Source organism: Streptomyces sp. S186 (genome assembly GCF_051603415.1).
Lineage (GTDB): Bacteria > Actinomycetota > Actinomycetes > Streptomycetales > Streptomycetaceae > Streptomyces.
The window spans coordinates 7575276-7593248 of record NZ_CP193932.1; the positions used below are offsets into that span (position 1 = coordinate 7575276).

At 72.6% G+C, this 17973-nt stretch carries 20 protein-coding genes; 8 read left to right on the plus strand and 12 right to left on the minus strand.

Translation table 11 applies throughout. The features are described from left to right. Window positions 1-47: 47 nt before the first annotated feature. Window positions 48-491, minus strand: coding sequence for an RrF2 family transcriptional regulator (locus tag ACRAS8_RS33080; protein ID WP_438489672.1), 444 nt, complete (start codon window positions 489-491; stop codon window positions 48-50). 184 nt (window positions 492-675) lie between these two features. On the opposite strand from ACRAS8_RS33080, the gene ACRAS8_RS33085 reads away from it, so the two are divergent. Continuing rightward, complete coding sequence (locus ACRAS8_RS33085; RefSeq protein WP_438489673.1) at window positions 676-1137, plus strand: cupin domain-containing protein; 462 nt, start codon at window positions 676-678, stop codon at window positions 1135-1137. On the opposite strand, the gene ACRAS8_RS33090 is transcribed toward ACRAS8_RS33085, so the two are convergent. From ACRAS8_RS33090 to ACRAS8_RS33100, 3 genes are read right to left on the minus strand one after another with little or no spacing between them, the layout of a single operon-like run. Next, complete coding sequence (locus ACRAS8_RS33090; protein ID WP_438489674.1) at window positions 1115-2623, minus strand: sensor histidine kinase; 1509 nt, start codon at window positions 2621-2623, stop codon at window positions 1115-1117. The genes ACRAS8_RS33085 and ACRAS8_RS33090 overlap by 23 nt on opposite strands. Beyond that, entirely contained in the window at window positions 2616-3293 is a 678-nt protein-coding gene (locus ACRAS8_RS33095) for a response regulator (protein ID WP_438489675.1), read from the minus strand. The genes ACRAS8_RS33090 and ACRAS8_RS33095 overlap by 8 nt, the downstream gene beginning before the upstream one ends. A 45-nt stretch (window positions 3294-3338) precedes the next feature. Beyond that, entirely contained in the window at window positions 3339-4517 is a 1179-nt protein-coding gene (locus ACRAS8_RS33100) for a permease (RefSeq protein ID WP_438489676.1), read from the minus strand. Window positions 4518-4680: 163 nt separating this feature from the next. Here ACRAS8_RS33100 and ACRAS8_RS33105 point away from each other — a divergent pair, with 163 nt between their 5' ends. The 3 genes from ACRAS8_RS33105 to ACRAS8_RS33115 all read left to right on the plus strand — a co-directional run bounded on the left by ACRAS8_RS33105 (window position 4681) and on the right by ACRAS8_RS33115 (window position 6540). Continuing rightward, the gene (locus ACRAS8_RS33105; protein ID WP_438489677.1) at window positions 4681-5262 is read left to right on the plus strand and encodes a GNAT family N-acetyltransferase; all 582 of its coding nucleotides are present in this window, start codon (window positions 4681-4683) and stop codon (window positions 5260-5262) included. A 100-nt stretch (window positions 5263-5362) separates the two neighbouring features. Next, the gene (locus ACRAS8_RS33110) at window positions 5363-6208 is read left to right on the plus strand and encodes a DUF4344 domain-containing metallopeptidase (RefSeq protein WP_438489678.1); all 846 of its coding nucleotides are present in this window, start codon (window positions 5363-5365) and stop codon (window positions 6206-6208) included. Continuing rightward, on the plus strand, window positions 6205-6540 hold the full coding sequence (locus tag ACRAS8_RS33115; RefSeq protein WP_438489679.1) for a hypothetical protein: 336 nt from the start codon (window positions 6205-6207) through the stop codon (window positions 6538-6540). The genes ACRAS8_RS33110 and ACRAS8_RS33115 overlap by 4 nt, the downstream gene beginning before the upstream one ends. A gap of 11 nt (window positions 6541-6551) precedes the next feature. Here the strand turns inward: ACRAS8_RS33115 and ACRAS8_RS33120 are convergent, their stop codons facing one another. Then, window positions 6552-7157 carry a TetR family transcriptional regulator gene (locus ACRAS8_RS33120; protein WP_438489680.1) on the minus strand — a complete coding sequence of 202 codons (606 nt, stop codon included), beginning with the start codon at window positions 7155-7157 and terminating at the stop codon, window positions 6552-6554. Between the two features lie 109 nt (window positions 7158-7266). On the opposite strand from ACRAS8_RS33120, the gene ACRAS8_RS33125 reads away from it, so the two are divergent. Continuing rightward, entirely contained in the window at window positions 7267-8085 is an 819-nt protein-coding gene (locus tag ACRAS8_RS33125; RefSeq protein WP_438489681.1) for a class I SAM-dependent methyltransferase, read from the plus strand. Between the two features lie 69 nt (window positions 8086-8154). Here ACRAS8_RS33125 and ACRAS8_RS33130 read toward each other — a convergent pair whose 3' ends face one another. From ACRAS8_RS33130 to ACRAS8_RS33150, 5 genes are all read right to left on the minus strand, one after another. Continuing rightward, the gene (locus ACRAS8_RS33130; RefSeq protein ID WP_438489682.1) at window positions 8155-8547 is read right to left on the minus strand and encodes an SH3 domain-containing protein; all 393 of its coding nucleotides are present in this window, start codon (window positions 8545-8547) and stop codon (window positions 8155-8157) included. Between the two features lie 349 nt (window positions 8548-8896). After that, a complete protein-coding gene (locus ACRAS8_RS33135) occupies window positions 8897-9586 on the minus strand; it encodes a DUF3558 family protein (protein ID WP_438489683.1) in 690 nt (229 codons plus the stop codon). A gap of 11 nt (window positions 9587-9597) precedes the next feature. Next, complete coding sequence (locus tag ACRAS8_RS33140; RefSeq protein WP_438489684.1) at window positions 9598-10221, minus strand: hypothetical protein; 624 nt, start codon at window positions 10219-10221, stop codon at window positions 9598-9600. Next, complete coding sequence (locus tag ACRAS8_RS33145) at window positions 10218-11963, minus strand: hypothetical protein (RefSeq protein ID WP_438489685.1); 1746 nt, start codon at window positions 11961-11963, stop codon at window positions 10218-10220. The genes ACRAS8_RS33140 and ACRAS8_RS33145 overlap by 4 nt, the downstream gene beginning before the upstream one ends. Window positions 11964-12164: 201 nt before the next feature. Beyond that, window positions 12165-13016, minus strand: a complete 852-nt coding sequence (locus tag ACRAS8_RS33150; RefSeq protein ID WP_438489686.1) for a maleylpyruvate isomerase family mycothiol-dependent enzyme — start codon at window positions 13014-13016, stop codon at window positions 12165-12167. A gap of 138 nt (window positions 13017-13154) precedes the next feature. Between ACRAS8_RS33150 and ACRAS8_RS33155 the strand changes: the two genes are divergently transcribed. Both ACRAS8_RS33155 and ACRAS8_RS33160 read left to right on the plus strand, forming a co-directional pair. Then, on the plus strand, window positions 13155-13424 hold the full coding sequence (locus ACRAS8_RS33155; RefSeq protein ID WP_438489687.1) for a hypothetical protein: 270 nt from the start codon (window positions 13155-13157) through the stop codon (window positions 13422-13424). 81 nt (window positions 13425-13505) lie between these two features. Beyond that, the gene (locus tag ACRAS8_RS33160) at window positions 13506-14654 is read left to right on the plus strand and encodes a macrolide family glycosyltransferase (RefSeq protein WP_438489688.1); all 1149 of its coding nucleotides are present in this window, start codon (window positions 13506-13508) and stop codon (window positions 14652-14654) included. A gap of 58 nt (window positions 14655-14712) precedes the next feature. Here the strand turns inward: ACRAS8_RS33160 and ACRAS8_RS33165 are convergent, their stop codons facing one another. Both ACRAS8_RS33165 and ACRAS8_RS33170 read right to left on the minus strand, forming a co-directional pair. Next, window positions 14713-15603, minus strand: coding sequence for a SigB/SigF/SigG family RNA polymerase sigma factor (locus ACRAS8_RS33165; RefSeq protein ID WP_438489689.1), 891 nt, complete (start codon window positions 15601-15603; stop codon window positions 14713-14715). A gap of 117 nt (window positions 15604-15720) precedes the next feature. Continuing rightward, window positions 15721-16092 carry an ATP-binding protein gene (locus tag ACRAS8_RS33170; RefSeq protein WP_438489690.1) on the minus strand — a complete coding sequence of 124 codons (372 nt, stop codon included), beginning with the start codon at window positions 16090-16092 and terminating at the stop codon, window positions 15721-15723. A 333-nt stretch (window positions 16093-16425) separates the two neighbouring features. On the opposite strand from ACRAS8_RS33170, the gene ACRAS8_RS33175 reads away from it, so the two are divergent. Then, entirely contained in the window at window positions 16426-17925 is a 1500-nt protein-coding gene (locus ACRAS8_RS33175; protein WP_438489691.1) for a carboxylesterase/lipase family protein, read from the plus strand. The last annotated feature ends 48 nt before the right edge of the window (window positions 17926-17973 follow it).

The following is a 17973-nucleotide window of genomic DNA, read 5'->3' on the forward strand; positions in this document are numbered from 1 at the left end:
GCGGACCCGGGGTGCGCCGGAGTGGGGCGCGGCGGTGCGGCGGTCGGTCAGTCGGGGCGCCGGCCGGTGAGGCTGATCAGCACCGGGCCGGTGGGCGACGACACGACCTCGGCCACCGTCAGCGGGTCGAGCGTGGCATAGAACGCCTCCTGCGCATCGGCCAGCGCCCGGCGGAGCCGGCAGGCCGCGCGCAGCGGGCACGGCGGGTCGCCCTCGCAGGCGACGACCTCGTCCTCGCCCTCCAGTTCGCGCACCAGCCAGCCCACCGAGGCCCGGTGTCCCAGGCCGGTGAGCTCCAGTCCGCCGCCGCGGCCCCGGCGGGCCTCGACCACGCCGAGATGCTGGAGCCGGCTGATCGCCTTCGCCATGTGGGTGTACGGCACGTCCATCGCCTCGGCTACCTCACGGGTGGTCAGCGGAGCGCCCGGCTCCGCGACGGCCAGGCGCATCACGGCGCGGAGTGCCAGATCAGTGAACTTTGTCAGCCGCACGCGACGACGGTAGCAAATGCGCATGTAGGGTTCGTATTCAGGAGGGTGGGTTTCGGCGGAACGACGCGGCGCCGGTGGTGCCGCGGGCCGCGCCCGAGTAGGACCGGAGTAGGAAGGGACCTGCACGGACCGCATGGCTCATGCGCCCCCCAGGACACGCGATGGATGCGACGGATGGTGACCCTTGAAGGCTGACGCCCCGCACACCGGCGGCGCCGACACTCCCGACAGCTCCGATACTCCCGGCAGCTCCGACACTTCCGGTGGCGCCGCCCCCGCAAGCGGCCCGGTGCCGGTGCTGCTCTGCGACGCACGGAAGGTCGCCGCCGATCCGCCCGTACCGTCCGGTGTGCTGTGGCGCCTGGCCGAGTCCGGCCGCCAGCTCGATGCCAATGTCGTCCGGCTCCCGCCCGAGGGTCGTATCGACACCCACGTCGAGCCGGACCTGGACGTTCTTCTCTATGTCGTCTCCGGCGAGGGCGCCGTGGACGCGGAAGACGGCCGGCAGCCGCTCGCCGAGGGCGGTCTGCTGTGGCTGCCCCGCGGTTCCCGCCGCAGTGTGACCGCGGGCCGGGACGGCCTGGCATACCTCACGGTCCACCTACGCCGACCCGGCCTGCGGATCAAGGGCCGTCCGGGCTCCTGACGCCCTCGGGCGACCCTGGACAGCGCCCGGGCAGGGTGACCGTGAAGCGTGCGCCGCCACCGCCGGCGTCGCCGACCTCGACGCGGCCGCCGTGCCGGTGAACGACGTCCCGGACGATCGCCAGGCCCAGACCGGCCCCGCCCTCGTCCCGGGTGCGGGCGTCGTCGAGGCGGATGAAGCGGGTGAAGACGCGCTCCCGCTCGGCCGGTGGGACTCCGGGGCCGTCGTCGGTGACGTCCAGGGCGAGGGTGCCGGCGGCGCCGCGGCGTACCGCGACGCGGACGGCCGACCCGGCGTGGCGCTGGGCGTTGTCGACGAGGTTGCCCAGGACGCGGGCGAGCTGGGTGCGGCTGGCACTGACCGGGCAGGGGCCGTCGGGGAGGTCGGCGGTGATCGGGAGGCGGTCGCCGGAGCGGCGGGCGAGTTCGTCCCGGACGAGTTCGGCCAGGTCCAGGCGCTCCGCCCGGGGCCGTTCACCGGCGTCCAGGCGCGCCAGCAGCAGCAGATCGGACGCGACGCGTTCCAGGCGGACGGTGTCCTCGATCAGGCCGTCCAGCTCCAGCAGTTCCGGATGGGCCCGGGCGACCTCCAACTGGGTGCGGAGGGAGGCGATCGGGCTGCGCAGCTCGTGGGAGGCGTCGGCGACGAACTGCCGCTGCCGCTCCACCGACGTCTCCAGGGCGGCCAGTGTGGCGTTGGTGGTCCGTGCGAGCCGGGCGACCTCGTCGCGCGAGGCGGGCTGCGGGACCCGGCGGGACAGATCGCCGTCCATGATCTCGGCGAGTTCGGCCCGGATGCCCTCCACCGGACGCAGCGCCCGCCGCGTCACCAGCCAGGTCACCGCCGCCACGACGAGCAGCAGCGCGGGCAAGCCGATGAGCATGGCGTCCCGCACCCCGCTCGTCGCCTGCCGTTCGGTGTCGAGGGAGGAGCCCGCGTAGACGGTGACGGTCCGTCCGTCCGGCGTGGTCGCGAGCAGGCCGGCGATCCGGAACGGCTCGGCGGCCCGCTGGTCGTCGTGCAGCCGCAGGGGCACCGTGCGGAACGCCGCATGGGCGGCGGCCGATCCGCGCGCCGGGGTGTCGTCGTCATCGTCGTCGTGGTCGTCGTCCGGCTTGCCGGCGCGGTGCGGCGGGTGGGCGAAGTCGGCCAGCGGCGGGGCGTGGTGGAGGTCGTCGCCGGCGGCCAGGACCCTACGGTCGGCGGCGACCACCTGGACGGGCCGGTCGTCATCGTCGGGCAGGTCGAGCCGGTCGAAGGAGGTGCCGACCGCGATCTGGGTGGCGACCTCGCGGGCGGCCACCTCCGCCTGGAGGCCCGCGCTCTCGACGAGGTTGCGCTGCAGTACGGCGAGGACCGCGGCCCCGGCGGCGACCAGGGCCAGGGCCACCACCAGCGTGGACGCCAGCGTGGTGCGGGCCCGGACGGAACCCCACCACCGCGGCGGACGCACCGGCGGCTCCGCCGCGGTGCCGCGGTCAGCCACGGTCGGCCGCCAGGCGGTAGCCGGCGCCGCGCACGGTGGTGATCGAGCGGCGGCCGAACGGCGCGTCGATCTTCCGGCGCAGGGCGCTGATGTAGACCTCGATGATGTTCGGGTCGCCGTCGTAGGCGAAGTCCCAGACGTGCTCCAGGATTTCCGCCTTGGAGACCACCTCGCCCGGCCGCGACGCCAGGTATTCCAGGACCGCGAACTCCTTGGCGGTCAGGGCGATCTCCGCCGCGCCGCGGGTGCAGCGGTGGCCGTTCGGGTCCACGGTCAGGTCACCGAGCCGGATGACGGGGCTACCGCCGCGGGTCCGGCGGCGCAGCAGCGCCCGGACCCGGGCCAGCAACACCACATAGGAGAAGGGCTTGGTGAGGTAGTCGTCGGCGCCGGTGTCCAGGCCCTCCGCCTCGTCGTACTCGCCGTCCTTGGCGGTCAGCATCAGGATCGGGGTCTCGTCCCCGGCCGCGCGCAGCGTCGCGCAGAGGCGGTAGCCGTTCATCCCGGGCAGCATGATGTCCAGGATGAGCAGGTCGTAGTCCTGGTCGGTGGCCAGGTGCAGCCCCTCCCGGCCGTCGTGTGCCACGTCCACGGCGAAGCCCTCGGCCGCCAGCCCCTTGGCCAGGGCGGTGGCGAGGCGCTTTTCGTCCTCCACGATCAGCAGGCGCATGCCGCCAGCCTGCCAGACCGTTCCTGAAGCCCTCTTCAGGGAGTTTCAGGTGCCTTTCGGGCCCGCGTCCGCTCCGCCGTGATCGTGGCTGGTGGCGGGGGCGCCGCCCATCATGCGCAGCATGTCCCGGCCGCCGGTGCGGAAGAACCGCACCAACAGGGCCGCGGCCGCCACCAGGAAGGCGAGATTGAGCCACGTGGTGTAGTTCCAGCGGATGCCCTCCTGCGGGAGCCGCGCCCGGGCCTGGTCCGGGACGAGGCCGAGGCCGCCGAAGGCGAACTCCACGACGTACCCGGCGACCACCATCGCGACATAGAAGGTGCCGAGCAGGAACAGCGCGGTCCGAGTGCCGTAGTACTTCCGGTAGATGGCCAGAATCGGCAGGATCAGCAGATCGGCGAAGACGAACGCCACCACCCCGCCGAAGCTGATCCCGCCCTTCCACAGCACCACGGCGAGCGGCACATTGCCGATGGAGCACACGAACGACGCCATCGCGACCAGCGGCCCGACGACCGGCCCCCACAGTTTCGCCGCGAGCGGATGGCCGTCGAAGAAGAACGACCGCCAGAAGTCGTCGGGCACCCAGGCGGCGATGGCCCCGGCGATCAGCAGACCGATCACCAGATCCCGCAGGATGGCCGCCCACTCCATGACGAAGACGTGCGCGGTCGCCGTGACGCCCTCGGGGGACAGCAGACGACGCAGGAACGAGCCCGGGCGCCGCACGGACATGTCCATCGCGGCATGCCCCTCCATCGAGCCGGCCAGCCCGCGCTCGGCCTGGGCCCGCGCCGCACGCAGCAGCTCCTCGCGCAGGAACAGCCGCAGCAGCACCGCCAGCACCACGATCATGACCGGGCCGCCCACGAACTCGGCGACCGTGAACTGCCACCCCATCAACAGGGCCAGAATGACGCCCAGTTCGATGACGAGATTGGTGGAGGCGATCTCGAACGCCATCGCGGCGGTGAAGTCCGCCCCCTTGACGAACAGTGAACGGGCCAGCGCCACCGCGGCGTACGAGCAGGACGACGAGGCCGCCCCCAGCCCGGCGGCGCGCGCCAGGGTGCGCGGACGGTCGTCACCGAGGAGCGCGACGACGGTGGATCGGCGCACCACCGCCTGGACGACGGCGGACAGCCCGAAGCCCAGGATCAGCGCCCAGGCGATCTCCCACGTCATCGAGCCGGTGATCGACAGCGCGTGCAGGACGGCATGCATGCCCCCATCCTTCCCCGGCCGACTCGCCCGGCCCGCGACGGACACGCGGCGCACGGGGCCCGGTGGCCGGAGGCCCGCGCCGCACCGCCGAGCGCCACCGGGCCGGATCCGGCGCCGGAAACCACGTTGCGCCGCCCGCCCGCCATCGGCACAGAATCGGCGGGTGCAGATCCTCACCTTCCCCGAAGCCGCCACCCCCGCCGAACTCCGCATCCAGGTGCGGGAGCTCCAGGACGCGGCCTGGCCGTCGGGGAGCCCCGCGCCGACCCCCGACGACGCGCCCGTCCACGACCCCGCGCTGCGACCGCTGTCGATGCTGCTGGTGGACGGCGGGACGGTGCTCGCCGCACTGGACCTGCTCGCCAAGGAGATCAGTCACGCCGGGCAGCGCTACGCCGCCGCCGGGCTGAGCACGGTGGTGACCCGCGCGGAGGCCCGCGGCCGCGGGCACGGCCGGCGCCTGGTGGCCGAGGCCCGGGAGACCCTCGCCGCCCAGGGCCACGACCTGGGCCTGTTCACCTGCGACCGCCCGCTGCGGACGTTCTACGAGAGCGCGGGCTGGCACCATCTGCCCGGCACCGTCCTCGTCGGGGGGACGCCCGAGGCCCCCTTCCCCAGCGACTGTCCCGGATTCGACAAGGTCACCATGGCCGCCTTCTTCTCCGACCGCGCCCGCCGGGCCCGTGCGTCGTTCCTCGGCAGCCGCATCGCCCTCCACCCAGGCGACATCGACAAGCTGTGGTGATCCCCGGCACGTGCCCCCACGAACGGGAACCTCGACTTCCGGATCTTCCTCTTCCCTGCTCGGACGGACAGCCGCGGCGCGCGGCGGGGAAGGAGTGGACATGGGCCGCCGGACGGGAAACGGCACACGAGCACTGCTGACGCTGGCCCTGGCGGCCGCGGTGACCGGCTGCACGGCCGGCGAGGACACGGCCGACGCCAGGGACACCGCGGCCCGCCGCACGCACGGCAAGGACAGCGCGGGCGGCTTCACCGTCCAGTACCGCACCGGTGACAAGGCGGCGCGGGCCACCGCCTATCTGCGCTCGCGGCGCATCCTGGAGAGCGCGGCCGACCGGCTCAACGACACCGTCAAGGTCCCGCACCGCATCCCCTTCGTCGTCCGCTCGTGCGGCTCGGCCGAGCCGGCCTACGACCCGGATACCGGTGCCGTCGACTTCTGCGTGGAGCACGTCGACGAGATACGCGACCGGGTCGCGCACGCCGGCCGGAACGCCGTGCCGCGGGGCGCCGGGGACGCCCATGTCGCCGCCGTACTGGAGGAGACCGCCTACCACGAGAGCGCGCACGCCCTGATCGACCGCCTCAAGCTGCACTTCACCGGCCGGGAGGAGGACGTCGCCGACCAGTTCGCCGCGGTGATGCTGATCGACCAGGGCGCCGCCGGCGACACCAAGGCCCTTGCCGCCGCCGCGGATTACGCCCTCTCCGCCAAGGAGAGCCCGATCGACGAGACCGATCTGCTCGACGAGCACAGCCTGGACGGCCAGCGCGCGGCGAACTACGCCTGCTACGTCTACGGCGCGCACCCGGCCCGGCACCGGGGCCTCGTCGGTGACGGCGGACGGGTCACCGAGGACCGCGCCGAGAGCTGCCCCGAGGAGTGGGCGCAGGCCCGGAACGGCTGGCAGCAGCTCCTCATCGGACACCTCAAGCACCATGTGTGACGCTCGCGGCCGCGGCGGTGACGCCCATCCCCGCCGTGGTGGTGATTGCACTGATCGCAACGGCGGTCTCACTCGAACTCCGCGCCCGCGAGAAGCGCCATGACGACCTGGACATCAAGCCCCTGCCGAGCGGCAGCCGGGAGCGCTCCACCCGGGACTGGACAGGCGTGCAGCAGGAGTTCGCCGACCGGCCCACGTCCGACCTGGGCGGCCCGGCCCCCAGCCCGGCCGAGGGCCCACCCGAGCAGCACACCGGGTCACCCGGCGGCATCCCGACGCGGATCGACCTGCGCCACTACAGCGCCTTCTTCAACCGCCTGCCGGCCGGCTGACGTTCAGCTGTTCAGCCGTCACCGCACGCCGCCGGCAGCGCCCCGGCGAGGACCGTCGTCACGATCCTGTGGACGGCGTCCGCCTCCGGCGGGGTGCCCTCCCGGCCGGCGAACAGCAGGTGCCCGGCCCCGATCAGCGTGGGAGCCAGGGTGTCGACGTCGGCGTCCGCCGCGACCCGGCCCAGGTCGCGCTCGGCGGTCAGATACCCGGCGATCATCGCGGTGGCCTCGGCGAGCACGGGTACGCCGACCGAGCCGGCCTGCCGCAGCCGGGCGCGCAGACCGTCCCGGGAGATGACGAGACCGACGATCGCCACGGCGATCGATCCGAACACCTCGGTCAGCGCGCCGGTGAGGTTCTCGGCCACGCCGCCGGTGCCGGCGGAGGCGCGAAGGGCGGCGGCCTGGGCCTCGATCCGGCCGATGCGGTCCTGCACCAGCTCGGCGAGGAAGGCGTCGAAGTCGGCGAAGTGCCGGTGCAGGACGCCCTTGGCGCAGCCCGCCTCCGTGGTGACCGCCCGGCTGGTCAGCGCGTTCGGTCCGTCCCGGAGCAGGATGCGCTCGGCGGCCTCGAACAACTGCCGGCGCACATCACGGATGGCCACCCCTGTCGGCACGTTGCGCTCCCTGCTTCCTCGTCTTGCTTCCCCGTCTTGCTTCCTCGTCGGAACTGATTATCGCTCACCCCCGCTTGACGAGTGGGCATGCGCCCACCATAGTGGGCGCATGCCCACTATACCTTCCTCCGGCAGCACCGATCCCGGTCAACACCGCCGCGTGGCAGAGTCGTTCGGCATTGACGCCGCCCGCTACGACCGCGCCCGGCCCCGTTACCCCGAAGCCCTGCTGTGGCGCATCGTCGCCGACCGGCCGGGCCTCGACGTCCTCGATGTCGGCTGCGGTACGGGCATCGCCGCCCGCCAGTTCCAGGCGGCCGGCTGCCGGGTGCACGGGGTCGAGCCGGACGTGCGGATGGCCGAGGTCGCGCGGCGGTCCGGCATCGAGGTCGACGTCGCGACCTTCGAGGACTGGGACCCGGCCGGCCGCACCTTCGACGCGGTCGTCGCCGCCACCGCATGGCACTGGATCGACCCCGTCGCGGGCACCGCCAAGGCCGCCCGGGCGCTGCGGCCGGGAGGTCTGCTGGCGGCGTTCTGGAACGTCTTCCGGCTCCCGCCCGAGCTGGCGGAGGCCGTCGCCGAGGTCTGCCGCCGGGTGCTGCCCGACGCGCCCTTCGACTTCGCGGCGATGACGAAGGGAACCCCGGACGTCTACCGGCCGGTTCTCGCCAGGGCCGCCGACGGAATCCGCGAACGGGACGGCTTCGGCGAACCCGAACAGTGGCAGTACGAGTGGGAGTGGACCTACACCCGGGATGCCTGGCTGGACCAGATGCCCACCTTCGGCGCCTTCACCAGGGTCCCGCCGGACAGGCTGACCGAGGTGCTGAGCGGTGTCGGATCCGCCCTCGACGCCCTGGGCGGCAGCTTCACCATGCGCTACACGACGGTGGTGGTCGCCGCGCACCGGAACGGCACGGCCTGAACGACGGGCCGCCCCGGCCACTGCGCGCGGCCGGGGCGGAGGTGCCGGTGCGGATCGGGCTCGACGTGGTCAGGTGCGGCGGTGTCCTTCATGGCACCAGCGCGGCGTCGCCCCGACCGTCCTGATGTAGCGCGCCGACGCCCAGGCCCGGCCGAGCCGGCCCTCGTTGATCCGGTACCAGCGCGGATTGCCGTGGACGCGCCGGCCGTTGACCTTGCAGCGGATACCGACGACCGCGCCGTGCGGCAGCGAACCCACCACTCGGTAGGAGGTCCCGGGGCCGGCCCGCAGTGTGAGGCGGGGCTGGGCGAGCAGCCGGCCTTTGTAGGGGCCCTGAGCGACGCCCGGAGCGGACGGCGAGGGGGCCGCGGCGGCGGCCACGCCGCCGCCGAGGACACCACAGAGCAGCCCGGCGCTCGCCAGCACGGCGGCGCCTCGGCGGAACGAGGAAAGATGCGTCATGGCCAACCTCCCGGTTGCGATCCATCCGGCGGTCCGGATGTTTCGGTGCGGACCGAGACTTCCCCGGCTGGCGGCCGGGATCCGCGACGGCCGCCGAATTCACCGTCATGGGAGACTGTCGAATGACTGCGCGAAACCTCCGCGGGGGCTGGGGCGCTTCTGACGGATCTCCGCGGCGTCGCGGCGCCTGGCACGCACTCTCGCGGCGTTGCCGAAATGTCTCCATAGCTCCGCTATGAAGCCATCCCGGCGCCTTGCGAGAGCACGCACCAGGCGCCGCTCCTTCCTCCACGGAGATCCATCAGAAGCGCCCTGGCCTGACGGGTCCGTCGCACGCCGTCAGGGGAGGTCAGGACGGCACTCTCGGGGCCACCAGTGAGGCGAAGTTGGCCGCGGCGGTGCACAGGTTCGCCTGCGCTCCGCTGTTGGGCCTGGCGTGCACGAATACCTTCCCGAACGAGGTGGACCACAGGACCACGCACCCCAGGTCGTTCCCGGCGACCGAAGCGGACGGCACACCGGAGATGCTGGTCGGCGTGGGCGCCGGCGACATCGGAAGGTCCTTGGAGTAGATGAGCGTGTAGGTGATGTACGCGCCGGTGCTGGACGCCGTTCCGCTCCAACTGCACGCCCTGAGCCCGGTCTGGGAGCTGCCGGGATTCGAGGCGCTTCCCGAGGACAGGCCCCAGGACGACGCCGTGCTCGCGTCGATCACCGTGCACGGATCGGCGGTCGTGGTGAGGCCACCGCCCGGTTCCGAGGAGAAGCCGGGAGTGGGGGTGCCCGTCCAAGTGGGGGTGCTCGTCCAAGCGGGAGTGTTCGTCCAGCCGCCGCTGGGCAGCGCGGTCGGAATGTTCCACTCCGGCGGGCCCGGGCCGTCGTCGCCCGCCAGTTGCCACAGACCGACGACCGCCGCCGCGACCAGCACGAGCACCGTGACCGTCACCATCAGCATGCGCCGGAGCCGGCCGTCCGCCGACGGGCGGGCCGGTCGGGAGGGCGCCACCCAGTCCTGCATGTCCTCGTCCCATTGGGGCATGGCGATCCCCCCTAGCCCTGGCCGCCGAGGAGTTGGGTGATCTGCTGTACGACGGCCGTCGCCGAGGCGAGCCCCGCCACGGCCGTCGCACCGAGGTCCAGACGGTCGCGCAGCCATTGCAGCCGATCCCTGCGCACCTGTCCGGTCGCCTCGATCTCCTCCTCGGCATCGGCCAGTCGGCCATCGATCTCCGAGGTCTCGTCGCTGGCGTTGAGCAGCGGCAGCTGCCGGCGCAGGGTGCCCAGCGCCGCGCGGAGTTCCGGCGGCGCGTCGACCGTCGCCTGCGTCGAGGCGTCGAGTGCCCGGGCGTCGGAGCCGGCCGCCGCGGCGCCGCCGGCCATCACGCCGACGCTGATACCGCCGGGGGCGCTGCGCGGTACGGCGATCCCGTCCGCGCCGGACGGGGCCGGCAGCGGCGGTGCCGCCCGGCCGTCCCGGTGCGAACGGTCCTCGGCACTCGCCCGCTCCCCGGCCGCCACCGCGCCGCCGGTCAGCACGCCGATACTGATCCCGCCGCCGCTGTCCGCGCCACCGTCCCGTTTCCCGCCGCGTGGCGGGGGAGAGTCGTCCGCTTCGGTCGCCTCGCCGGCGGCAGCCCGCGGGCCCGCCTCCGGTTCCCGTTCCCCGGTCGTCATGTCCGACCGCCCCCCGTCTCCGTCGATGTGTCCAGGTGCTTCGCCGAGGCCCGCTCGCCGGAGGCGACCGCGCCGCCGCTCATATCGCCGATGAACACCCCGCCCTCACCCACGTTGATGATGTACTGATCGAAAACGTTCGTCTCGTAGCCCTTGCTCCGCAGGGCCTCCTGCACGCCGTTGGCGATCCGGTCCTGGAGCGTCTTCACATAGCGGCTGATGTCCATCTCCTGGAACAGCGAGATCTCCTTCACGCTCCCCAGCTCCCGCACGGACGCGGCCGGCGCGTCCGGCAGGGCGTGCTGAGGCATCGTCAGCCAGGTGCGGAACAGCGACAGCGCCGTGTGGCCCAGCGAGATCCCGGCGGCGAACCCCGCCGAGGGACTGGTCAGCACACCGCGCACGGCATCGCGCAGCGGCCCGTCCCCGTCGTGCGCCGCGAGCACGTCGACCGACTTGAACTCCGGGCGCACCGGCGTCAGGACATGGGGCGCGACCTCCAGCACCAGCATCCCGCCCTGTGTGTGGATGCGGACCAACAGGCAGATCGCGACCTGCTCGTCCCAGGCACCGACCCGCACCCGCAGGAAGTGCCGACGGGCCTCCGCGCCCTCGCCGACCGCCCGGTCCAGGTGTTCCTGGATGACCTCGGGGGCGTAGTCCACCTGGTCCCGCGGCAGCCCGACCGGCAGATAGACCAGTTCCTCGACCTGGAGGAAGCGCAGGCGGTCCCGGCTGGTGGCGGCCGCCGAGGTGCGCAGCGCCGCCAGGCGGGGCTTGATCAGGTCGACGACCTCACGGCCGGTGAGCGAGGCGCCGCCGCCGCTCGCCGGCGCCGACTTGGTGAACGAGACGGGCGCGGGCCGCGGCGGGGCGTCGGCCTCCGCCGCCTCCGTCGGCGCCGACCACGACGGGTGCTTGAGCTCCATGGCGACCGACCACGGTTTGTACGGCTCGCCGGCGCCGACGAAGGGCCGGAACGGGTCGTAGATGACCAGCCGGGCGTGCTGTTCGCGGGCGATGGCCGTGCCGATGCGCCGGAACTGAGCGGTGGCCGGCAGCCCCACGCGGCCCTTCTCGGCGAAGGCGTCGCGGCTCAGCTGACGGCGCATGACGGAGGCGACGTGGTTGCGGTACGCCCAGACCGGCGGCACCAGCAGGATCGGGAACACCACGGCGAGCCAGGCATCCGCGCCGCGGAACAGCGACAGCAGCACGGCCGCCCAGTACACCACCGCGACCAGGAACGGTAGGACCGGCAGCACCGCCTTGAGCCGGCCCCGGGTCGCCTCCTTGATCACCGAACGTCCGAGGGTGAAGAGGGAACTCCGGGTTCCGCGCGCGAACCAGGACATGAAGCAGACCGCTCCGTACGCCAGGCACCACGGGACGGGCAGCAGTGTCTGCGAGCCGACCCCGGAGAGGTCGAGCACGATGAACACCACCCAGACGGCCAGCAGCACCAGTCCGGTCATCGCCTCCCGGTGGCGGGCCCGCAGGGCATGGGCGAGGACCGGCAGCGCGTCATAGCCGAGCGAGGGGGCGATCGGCCGCTCCTCGTGCTCGACCAGCTCCTGGATGACACGGCGGCGGAACTGGCCGTCGAAGTAGACCCCGGCGCAGAGCAGCCGGGTGGCCTCACTCAGGCCGTGCTCCGGAGGCGGGGCGTCGGAAGGTGATGCGGTGGGTGAGGGCGGTGAAGTGGATGTCGGTGACGAGGCGGGTTGTTCGGGCACAGACACGTACGTGCACCCCCTTGATCGAACTCGGCCTCTGTTGCGAGGAGTTGAGGGAGTTGCTTTGGAGGCAGTATGACCCTCGGTCGCGGGCCCCGGAAGGGATTCCCAGGGATTCCGAGGGATTCCCGTGGATCGATAACTCCCCTGTGATCACGGGGAATTGATCCCTTGATCGGGCACTTGCGGCGGCCGCCTTCGGGGGCATCAGTAGACGATGGACACGACCATGCACGCGGCTTCGGCAAGTCGGCGCTCTCCCCGGACGCGGGCCCGGCCCAGGGCCGTGGCGGGATCGATGCCACGTGTGCACAGACGCCAGGCGGTTTCCGTATCCAGGAGTACCGATGCGGTCGGCCTGCCGCTGGGCGGTTCGGCCAGTGACCAGCGGTCCGGGGCGGCGGTGGCGGTCCACCTGCCGCCGGCCGGCCCCTCGACGATCACGTCGATCTGGGTCCCGGCAGGTGCTGTCGTATGCCGCAGGGTGTGGGGCAGGGCGCGCATGAAGGTGTCCAGGACCGTGGACAAGGCGTGCGGTTCCGGGTCGGTGTCGCTGCCGATGGCATGGCGGATCTGCTGCCGGTGCGTCCAGTACTCGGTGAACTCGCGGGCGATGTCCAGCCATCCTGGCGCCGGGTCGGCTCCTGCCCACGAGACGCCCAGGGCGGGTGCCTTGAGGTCGGCGGTGGCGAATCGCCGGGCGAGCCGGGTCCCGGCCACTTCCAGGGCCTCGATGAGCGAGGCGGGGCTGTCATCGGCGTGGCGGTCGACCCATTCCTGATTGGTGCGGTGGATGAACGCCTCCAGCGTCTCTCCAGGCATGAAGGCGCGCCGGAATCCGCCTGGGGTGCGATCGAGGCGTGCGTAGTAGTCGCCGAGGATGTGGGAGGCGAGGTCATGCACGGTCCAGCGCGGGACTGCCCTCTTGCGCCAGTCAGCGGACCGCAGGCCGCGCAAGGTGCCGAGGAGTGCTCCCAGCTCCGAACCGAACAACGGGCGGGCGTCGATCGGGTCGCCCAGCCAGGAAGCGCCGGACATGCCGTTGGACTCGGGACTCATACTCAAAGCCTGTCAGCCGGGAGCCCCGGTCTGCCATCGAATACTCCGCGCGTCGGAACGAGGGCGGGGTCGCCTGCGGGGCCGGAGACCGCGCCGTAACCGGGTAAGTGAGTGGCCGTTAACCCGTCCATGAGTGCAATGAACGACCGTCTGCTCAGCCTCGTCGACGGTGTGGTGGATGCGGACGAGGAACGGCTGCCGCTGCTGACCCTGCGGGAGGCGCGGGCCGCGATCGAGTTGTTGCGGCTGTTGGCGGCGGGGAATGGTGAAGGGTCCCACGCCGCACGGCATTTGGCCCGGAATCTGGTGCGGCGACTGCCGTCCGGTCAGCGAGGCCGCGGTGCCGCCGGCGACGGGACGGCGACAGGAGCGCGACGGTACAGAGACGGGCCGGTGACAGGCAGTTGACGGGCTGAGTGAGGTGGGTGGGGGCGGGAGCGAAAATCCGGGATCGGTAGGATTTTCGATATGGCGAAACACTTGTTATTCGTGACCCTTGGCGGCCACGGACACGTCAATCCCACCCTGCCGTTGGTCGAAGAGCTGGTGCGGCGGGGCCATCGCGTGGACTACGCCACCGGTGCGGAACACGGCGAGGCGGTCACCCGGGCCGGCGCACGCTGGGTGGAGCTGCCGGGGCTCCCGCACATGGACCCGCCCACCGAGTTCGGACCGGAAGCCTTCGGCCTCTTCATGGGCCACCTCTTCGCCGGAATGCGCGCGTCCTATCCGGTGCTGCGGGACCACTGCGCCAACGAGCCGGTGGACGCGCTCTGCTACGACGCGATGAACTGGTGCGGCCGGGTCGTCGCCGAGCAACTGGGCCTGCCGGCTGTCCGCCTGATACCCCACTTCGCGTCCAACGAGCACTACTCGCTGTTCAGCGGCTTCATGGACGCGACGGGCCCGGAGAGTCCGGTGGCCGGGGCGATAGCCGCCGGCTGTCAGGAATTCGCCGCGGAACACGGCGTCGAGCTCGACCCGGCGAATCTGCTGGACGTCACGGAGGAGCTCAACCTCGTTTTCATACCGAGGGAGTTCCAGCCGGCCGGTGACACGTTCGACGAGCGGTTCCACTTCATCGGGCCCTCCGTGGGCAGCCGGGAGAACGAAGCCTGGTCGCCGCCGGACCCCGAGAGACCGGTGGTGTTCATCGCGCTGGGCACGGTCTTCAACAACCGGCCCGAGTTCTACCGCACCTGCATAGAGGCATTCGCCGACGAGCCGTATCACATCGCGATGTCCGTGGGCGGGGTGGACCCCGCGGATCTGGGGCCGCTGCCGCCGTCGTTCGACGTCCGGGCGCGGTTCCCGCAGCCGGCCGTGCTCCAGCGGGCGACCGCCTTCGTCTCGCACACCGGCATGAACTCCACGATGGAGGCCCTGTACTACGGCGTCGGCCTGATAGCCGTCCCGCAGATGCCCGAACAGGCCGCCAACGCCGGACGGATGCAGGAGCTCGGGCTCGGCGAACAGCTCGACACGAACGCGGTGACCGCAGAGTCGCTGCGCGCCGCCGTCGCCCGGGTCGCCGGCGACCCGCAGATCCGCAGCAACCTCGACCGGATGCGCAAGGTCGTCCGGGGGAGCGGCGGCGCCGCGCGCGGTGTCGACGTGATCGAGGAGTACCTGGCCTGAGCAAGGCGCAAGGGACCCGGCCCGTCCGGTGGTGGTGCGGACGGGCCGGTCTCCGGCGTCATGGGCCGGGGGAGGGCGCGGCCCCGGGCGGCCGGTCGGCGAGCATGCCGCTGCGGAGCCTCGTCAGCGTGTGGTTGAGCAGACGCGAGACATGCATCTGCGACACGCCGATCTCGGCACCGATCTGGGACTGGGTCATCTCCTGGCCGAAGCGCAGCTCGATGATGCGGCGTTCGCGGGGTGCGAGCTGCCGCAGCAACGGGGCGAGGGCGTGCAGGTCCTCGACCGTCGCCAGGGCGCGGTCCTCCTCGCCGAGGACATCGGCGAGCGCGCGCCGCCGGCCGAGCGGATCGGGATCGAGCGGGGTGTCCAGGGAGTCCGCGGCATAGCCGTTGGCCGCGACGAGACCTTCGATCACCTCCTCCTCCGGCAGCCGCAGATGCGCCGCGAGTTCCGCGACGGTGGGATCGCGGTCCAGCCGGGCATGCAACTCCTCCTTCGCCTTGGCGAGTTCGGTACGCAGCTCCTGGAGCCGCCGGGGGACGTGCACCGCCCAACCGGTGTCCCGGAACAAGCGCCTCATCTCGCCGAGGATGTACGGCACGGCGAAGGTGGAGAACTCCACCGCGCGCGAGACGTCGAAGCGGTCGATCGCCTTGATCAGCCCGATCGTGCCCACCTGGACGATGTCGTCCATGTCGTCGCCGCGGTGACGGTACCGGCGGGCGACATAGCGCACCATCGACATATTCATCTCGATGAGGGTGTTCCGCGCGTACTGGTAGGCGCGGGTGCCCTCTTCGAGGTGGCGCAGCCGGTCGAAGAACAGCTTGGAGAGCTCGCGCGCGTCCTGCGGTGCCATCGCCCCCGGGCGCCTGATCTCCGGGAGACCGTCGTCACGTTCCGTGGTGAGCGCGGCTGTCGCGGTGCCGTTCACGACGGTGGTCATCACGCCTCCCTCCGTGCCCGTCCCCGCGGGCACCTGTGCGGCCGCCTACCCAGGACAGGCCGAGGACATGCCCGAAGGGTGGTGATTCGGGGTGCGGTGCCCGCCTGGCGGAGCCGTTCACATGAGACGCAGCGCGACGCTGATGCCCTTGCCGGCCGCGGACGGGACGACGGTGACGGAGGTGGCGAGGCGGTGGACGAGTGACCAGCCGTAGCCACCGATCCGGCCTTCCCGGACGTCGGACGGGGCGAACGGCTGGACGGGGCTGGCGTCCTCCACGGTCAGTTCGAGGCGGTCCCCGGTGATCCGGGCCACGAAGCCGGTCACCCCGCCGGCGTGCCGGAGAGCGTTGGTGACCAGCTCCGAGGTGATCAGCAATGCATCGGTCACCACCACCTCGTCGAGCTGCCGGTGGCAGCCATGCAGCAGGGCGAGCACGCGGTCGCGTGCCTCGGCCGAGGTAGCGGGGAGTTCCGCTGTGCGAGCCACCGTTCACCTCCCTGACGGTGCGGGATCCGGCGTCGGGAGTGCGCCTACCCGCCGACCTGCGCTTCGTGCATCCAGGATCACTTTGCCACACCAGGTCGAACGCCTGGGCGGGTGCTCGCGGGTGCTCGCGGGTGCTCGTGGTCGCTCGCGGGTGCCGTCGGCGCCGATCGGTACGCCATGCACCCCACCCTCGTCACCCCGTCCACGGCTCCGGCATGATCGCATCACGGCCGAAAAGCGGCGGCCACGGACTCCGCCGGCCCGGATCGCCGCATTCGGGACAGAACGGCCGGAGCAGGCGAGCGGATGCGCGACGCACGAAAGGGGAGCACGATGACGCAGGACAGCGACCAGGTCGTGGCCACACACCAGGGCCGGGTCCGGGGCCGGGCCGAAGGAGGCGTGGCGGCCTACCGGGGGATCCCCTACGCCGCGTCGCCCGTGGGCGCATTGCGGTTCGCCCCGCCGCAGCCCCACCCGCGGTGGGAGGGAATACACGACGCGCTACATGCCGGACCTTCCGCGCCTCAGGGTCCGTCCCGCCTGGAGGCGGTCATGGGCCGCCGCACCCCGGACTGGAACGAGGACGGCTGCCTCACCCTGAATGTCTGGGCCCCGCCGCGCGCCCGCGAGGACGGGGCGGCCCGCCCGGTCCTGCTGTGGTTCCACGGCGGCGGCTTCAGCAGCGGCTCGGCCGGCTGGGACTGGTACGACGGCGCCCGGCTCGCCGCCCGCGGCGACCTGATCGTCGTCACCGCCAACTACCGCCTGGGACCGTTCGGTTACCTCTGCCTCCCGGAGATCGGCGCGGACAACCTCGGTGTCCAGGACCAGGCGGCGGCGCTCCGCTGGGTGCGGGACAACATCGCCGCGTTCGGCGGCGACCCGGACGCGGTGACCGTCGGCGGCCAGTCCGCCGGCGCCTACGCGGCCCTGGCGCTCGCCACCGACCCCCTCACCACCGGACTCGTCCACCGCGTCCTGCTGCAGAGCGGCCCCTGGGGCCTGCCGCCGCAGGACCCCGCCCTCGCCGGCGAGCACGCCCAGGCATATCTCCGCCTGCTGGACGTGGCCGGCCAGGCAGACCTCGGCAAGGCCCTCCGCGCCCTCCCCGCCTCCCAACTCCTCGCCGCCTACGGAACGTTGGCGAGGCAGCTCGCCCAGGCAGGCAGCGTAGCCCCGGCGATGTACCCGGTGCTCGGCGGCGCCGGCCTCCCCCGTGCCTGGCGCGACGCACTCACCGCGGGCGCCCTGGACGGCAAGGACCTGCTGATCGGCACCACCCGCGACGAGATGACCGCGTTCATGGGACTCGACCCCGCCATCCAGTCCCTCAGCCGCGCCGGCGCCCTGGCCCTGCTCGCCGGACAGACACCCGGCGAAGGCGAAGCCGAGCGGCGCTACGAGCGCTACGCCAGGCAGCTCCCGCAGGCCACACCGGGCCGGATCGCCATCGCCGCCACGACCGACGCCGAGTTCCGCGCCGGCGCACTGGAGATCGCCGACCACCACGCCGCCGCCGGCAACCCCACCTACGTCTACCAGTTCGACTACGCCGCACCCGGCGACGACAACCCGCTCGGCGCCTGCCACTGCAGCGAACTGCCCTTCCTCTTCGGCACGTTCGACAACTACCCCGACAGTCCCATGCTGGGCCGCCCGGACGCCGCCGCCCGCGCGCTCGGCGACGCCTTCGCCGGCGCCGTCGCCACCTTCGTCACCACCGGCTCCGCGCACGGCATCCCCGCCTACGCCCCGGACACCCCCGCCCGCATCCGCCACTTCGTGCCCGAAGCGGCCGGGAACGCCGGGAACGGGAGCGCCCGGAGCTGACCGCGGCGCAGGGGCCGCCGTCGGCGCGCGTCCCGGCCGGCGACCGTG

Bases quoted from the DNA above. Each gene is read 5' to 3' on its own strand.
- ACRAS8_RS33095 (WP_438489675.1), bottom strand. From the start codon at position 3,293: ATGCGCCTGCTGATCGTGGAGGACGAAAAGCGCCTCGCCACCGCCCTG.
- ACRAS8_RS33100 (WP_438489676.1), bottom strand. From the start codon at position 4,517: ATGCATGCCGTCCTGCACGCGCTGTCGATCACCGGCTCGATGACGTGG.
- ACRAS8_RS33110 (WP_438489678.1), top strand. From the start codon at position 5,363: ATGGGCCGCCGGACGGGAAACGGCACACGAGCACTGCTGACGCTGGCC.
- ACRAS8_RS33125 (WP_438489681.1), top strand. From the start codon at position 7,267: ATGCCCACTATACCTTCCTCCGGCAGCACCGATCCCGGTCAACACCGC.
- ACRAS8_RS33130 (WP_438489682.1), bottom strand. From the start codon at position 8,547: ATGACGCATCTTTCCTCGTTCCGCCGAGGCGCCGCCGTGCTGGCGAGC.
- ACRAS8_RS33135 (WP_438489683.1), bottom strand. From the start codon at position 9,586: ATGCCCCAATGGGACGAGGACATGCAGGACTGGGTGGCGCCCTCCCGA.
- ACRAS8_RS33140 (WP_438489684.1), bottom strand. From the start codon at position 10,221: ATGACGACCGGGGAACGGGAACCGGAGGCGGGCCCGCGGGCTGCCGCC.
- ACRAS8_RS33150 (WP_438489686.1), bottom strand. From the start codon at position 13,016: ATGAGTCCCGAGTCCAACGGCATGTCCGGCGCTTCCTGGCTGGGCGAC.
- ACRAS8_RS33155 (WP_438489687.1), top strand. From the start codon at position 13,155: ATGAACGACCGTCTGCTCAGCCTCGTCGACGGTGTGGTGGATGCGGAC.
- ACRAS8_RS33165 (WP_438489689.1), bottom strand. From the start codon at position 15,603: ATGACCACCGTCGTGAACGGCACCGCGACAGCCGCGCTCACCACGGAA.
- ACRAS8_RS33175 (WP_438489691.1), top strand. From the start codon at position 16,426: ATGACGCAGGACAGCGACCAGGTCGTGGCCACACACCAGGGCCGGGTC.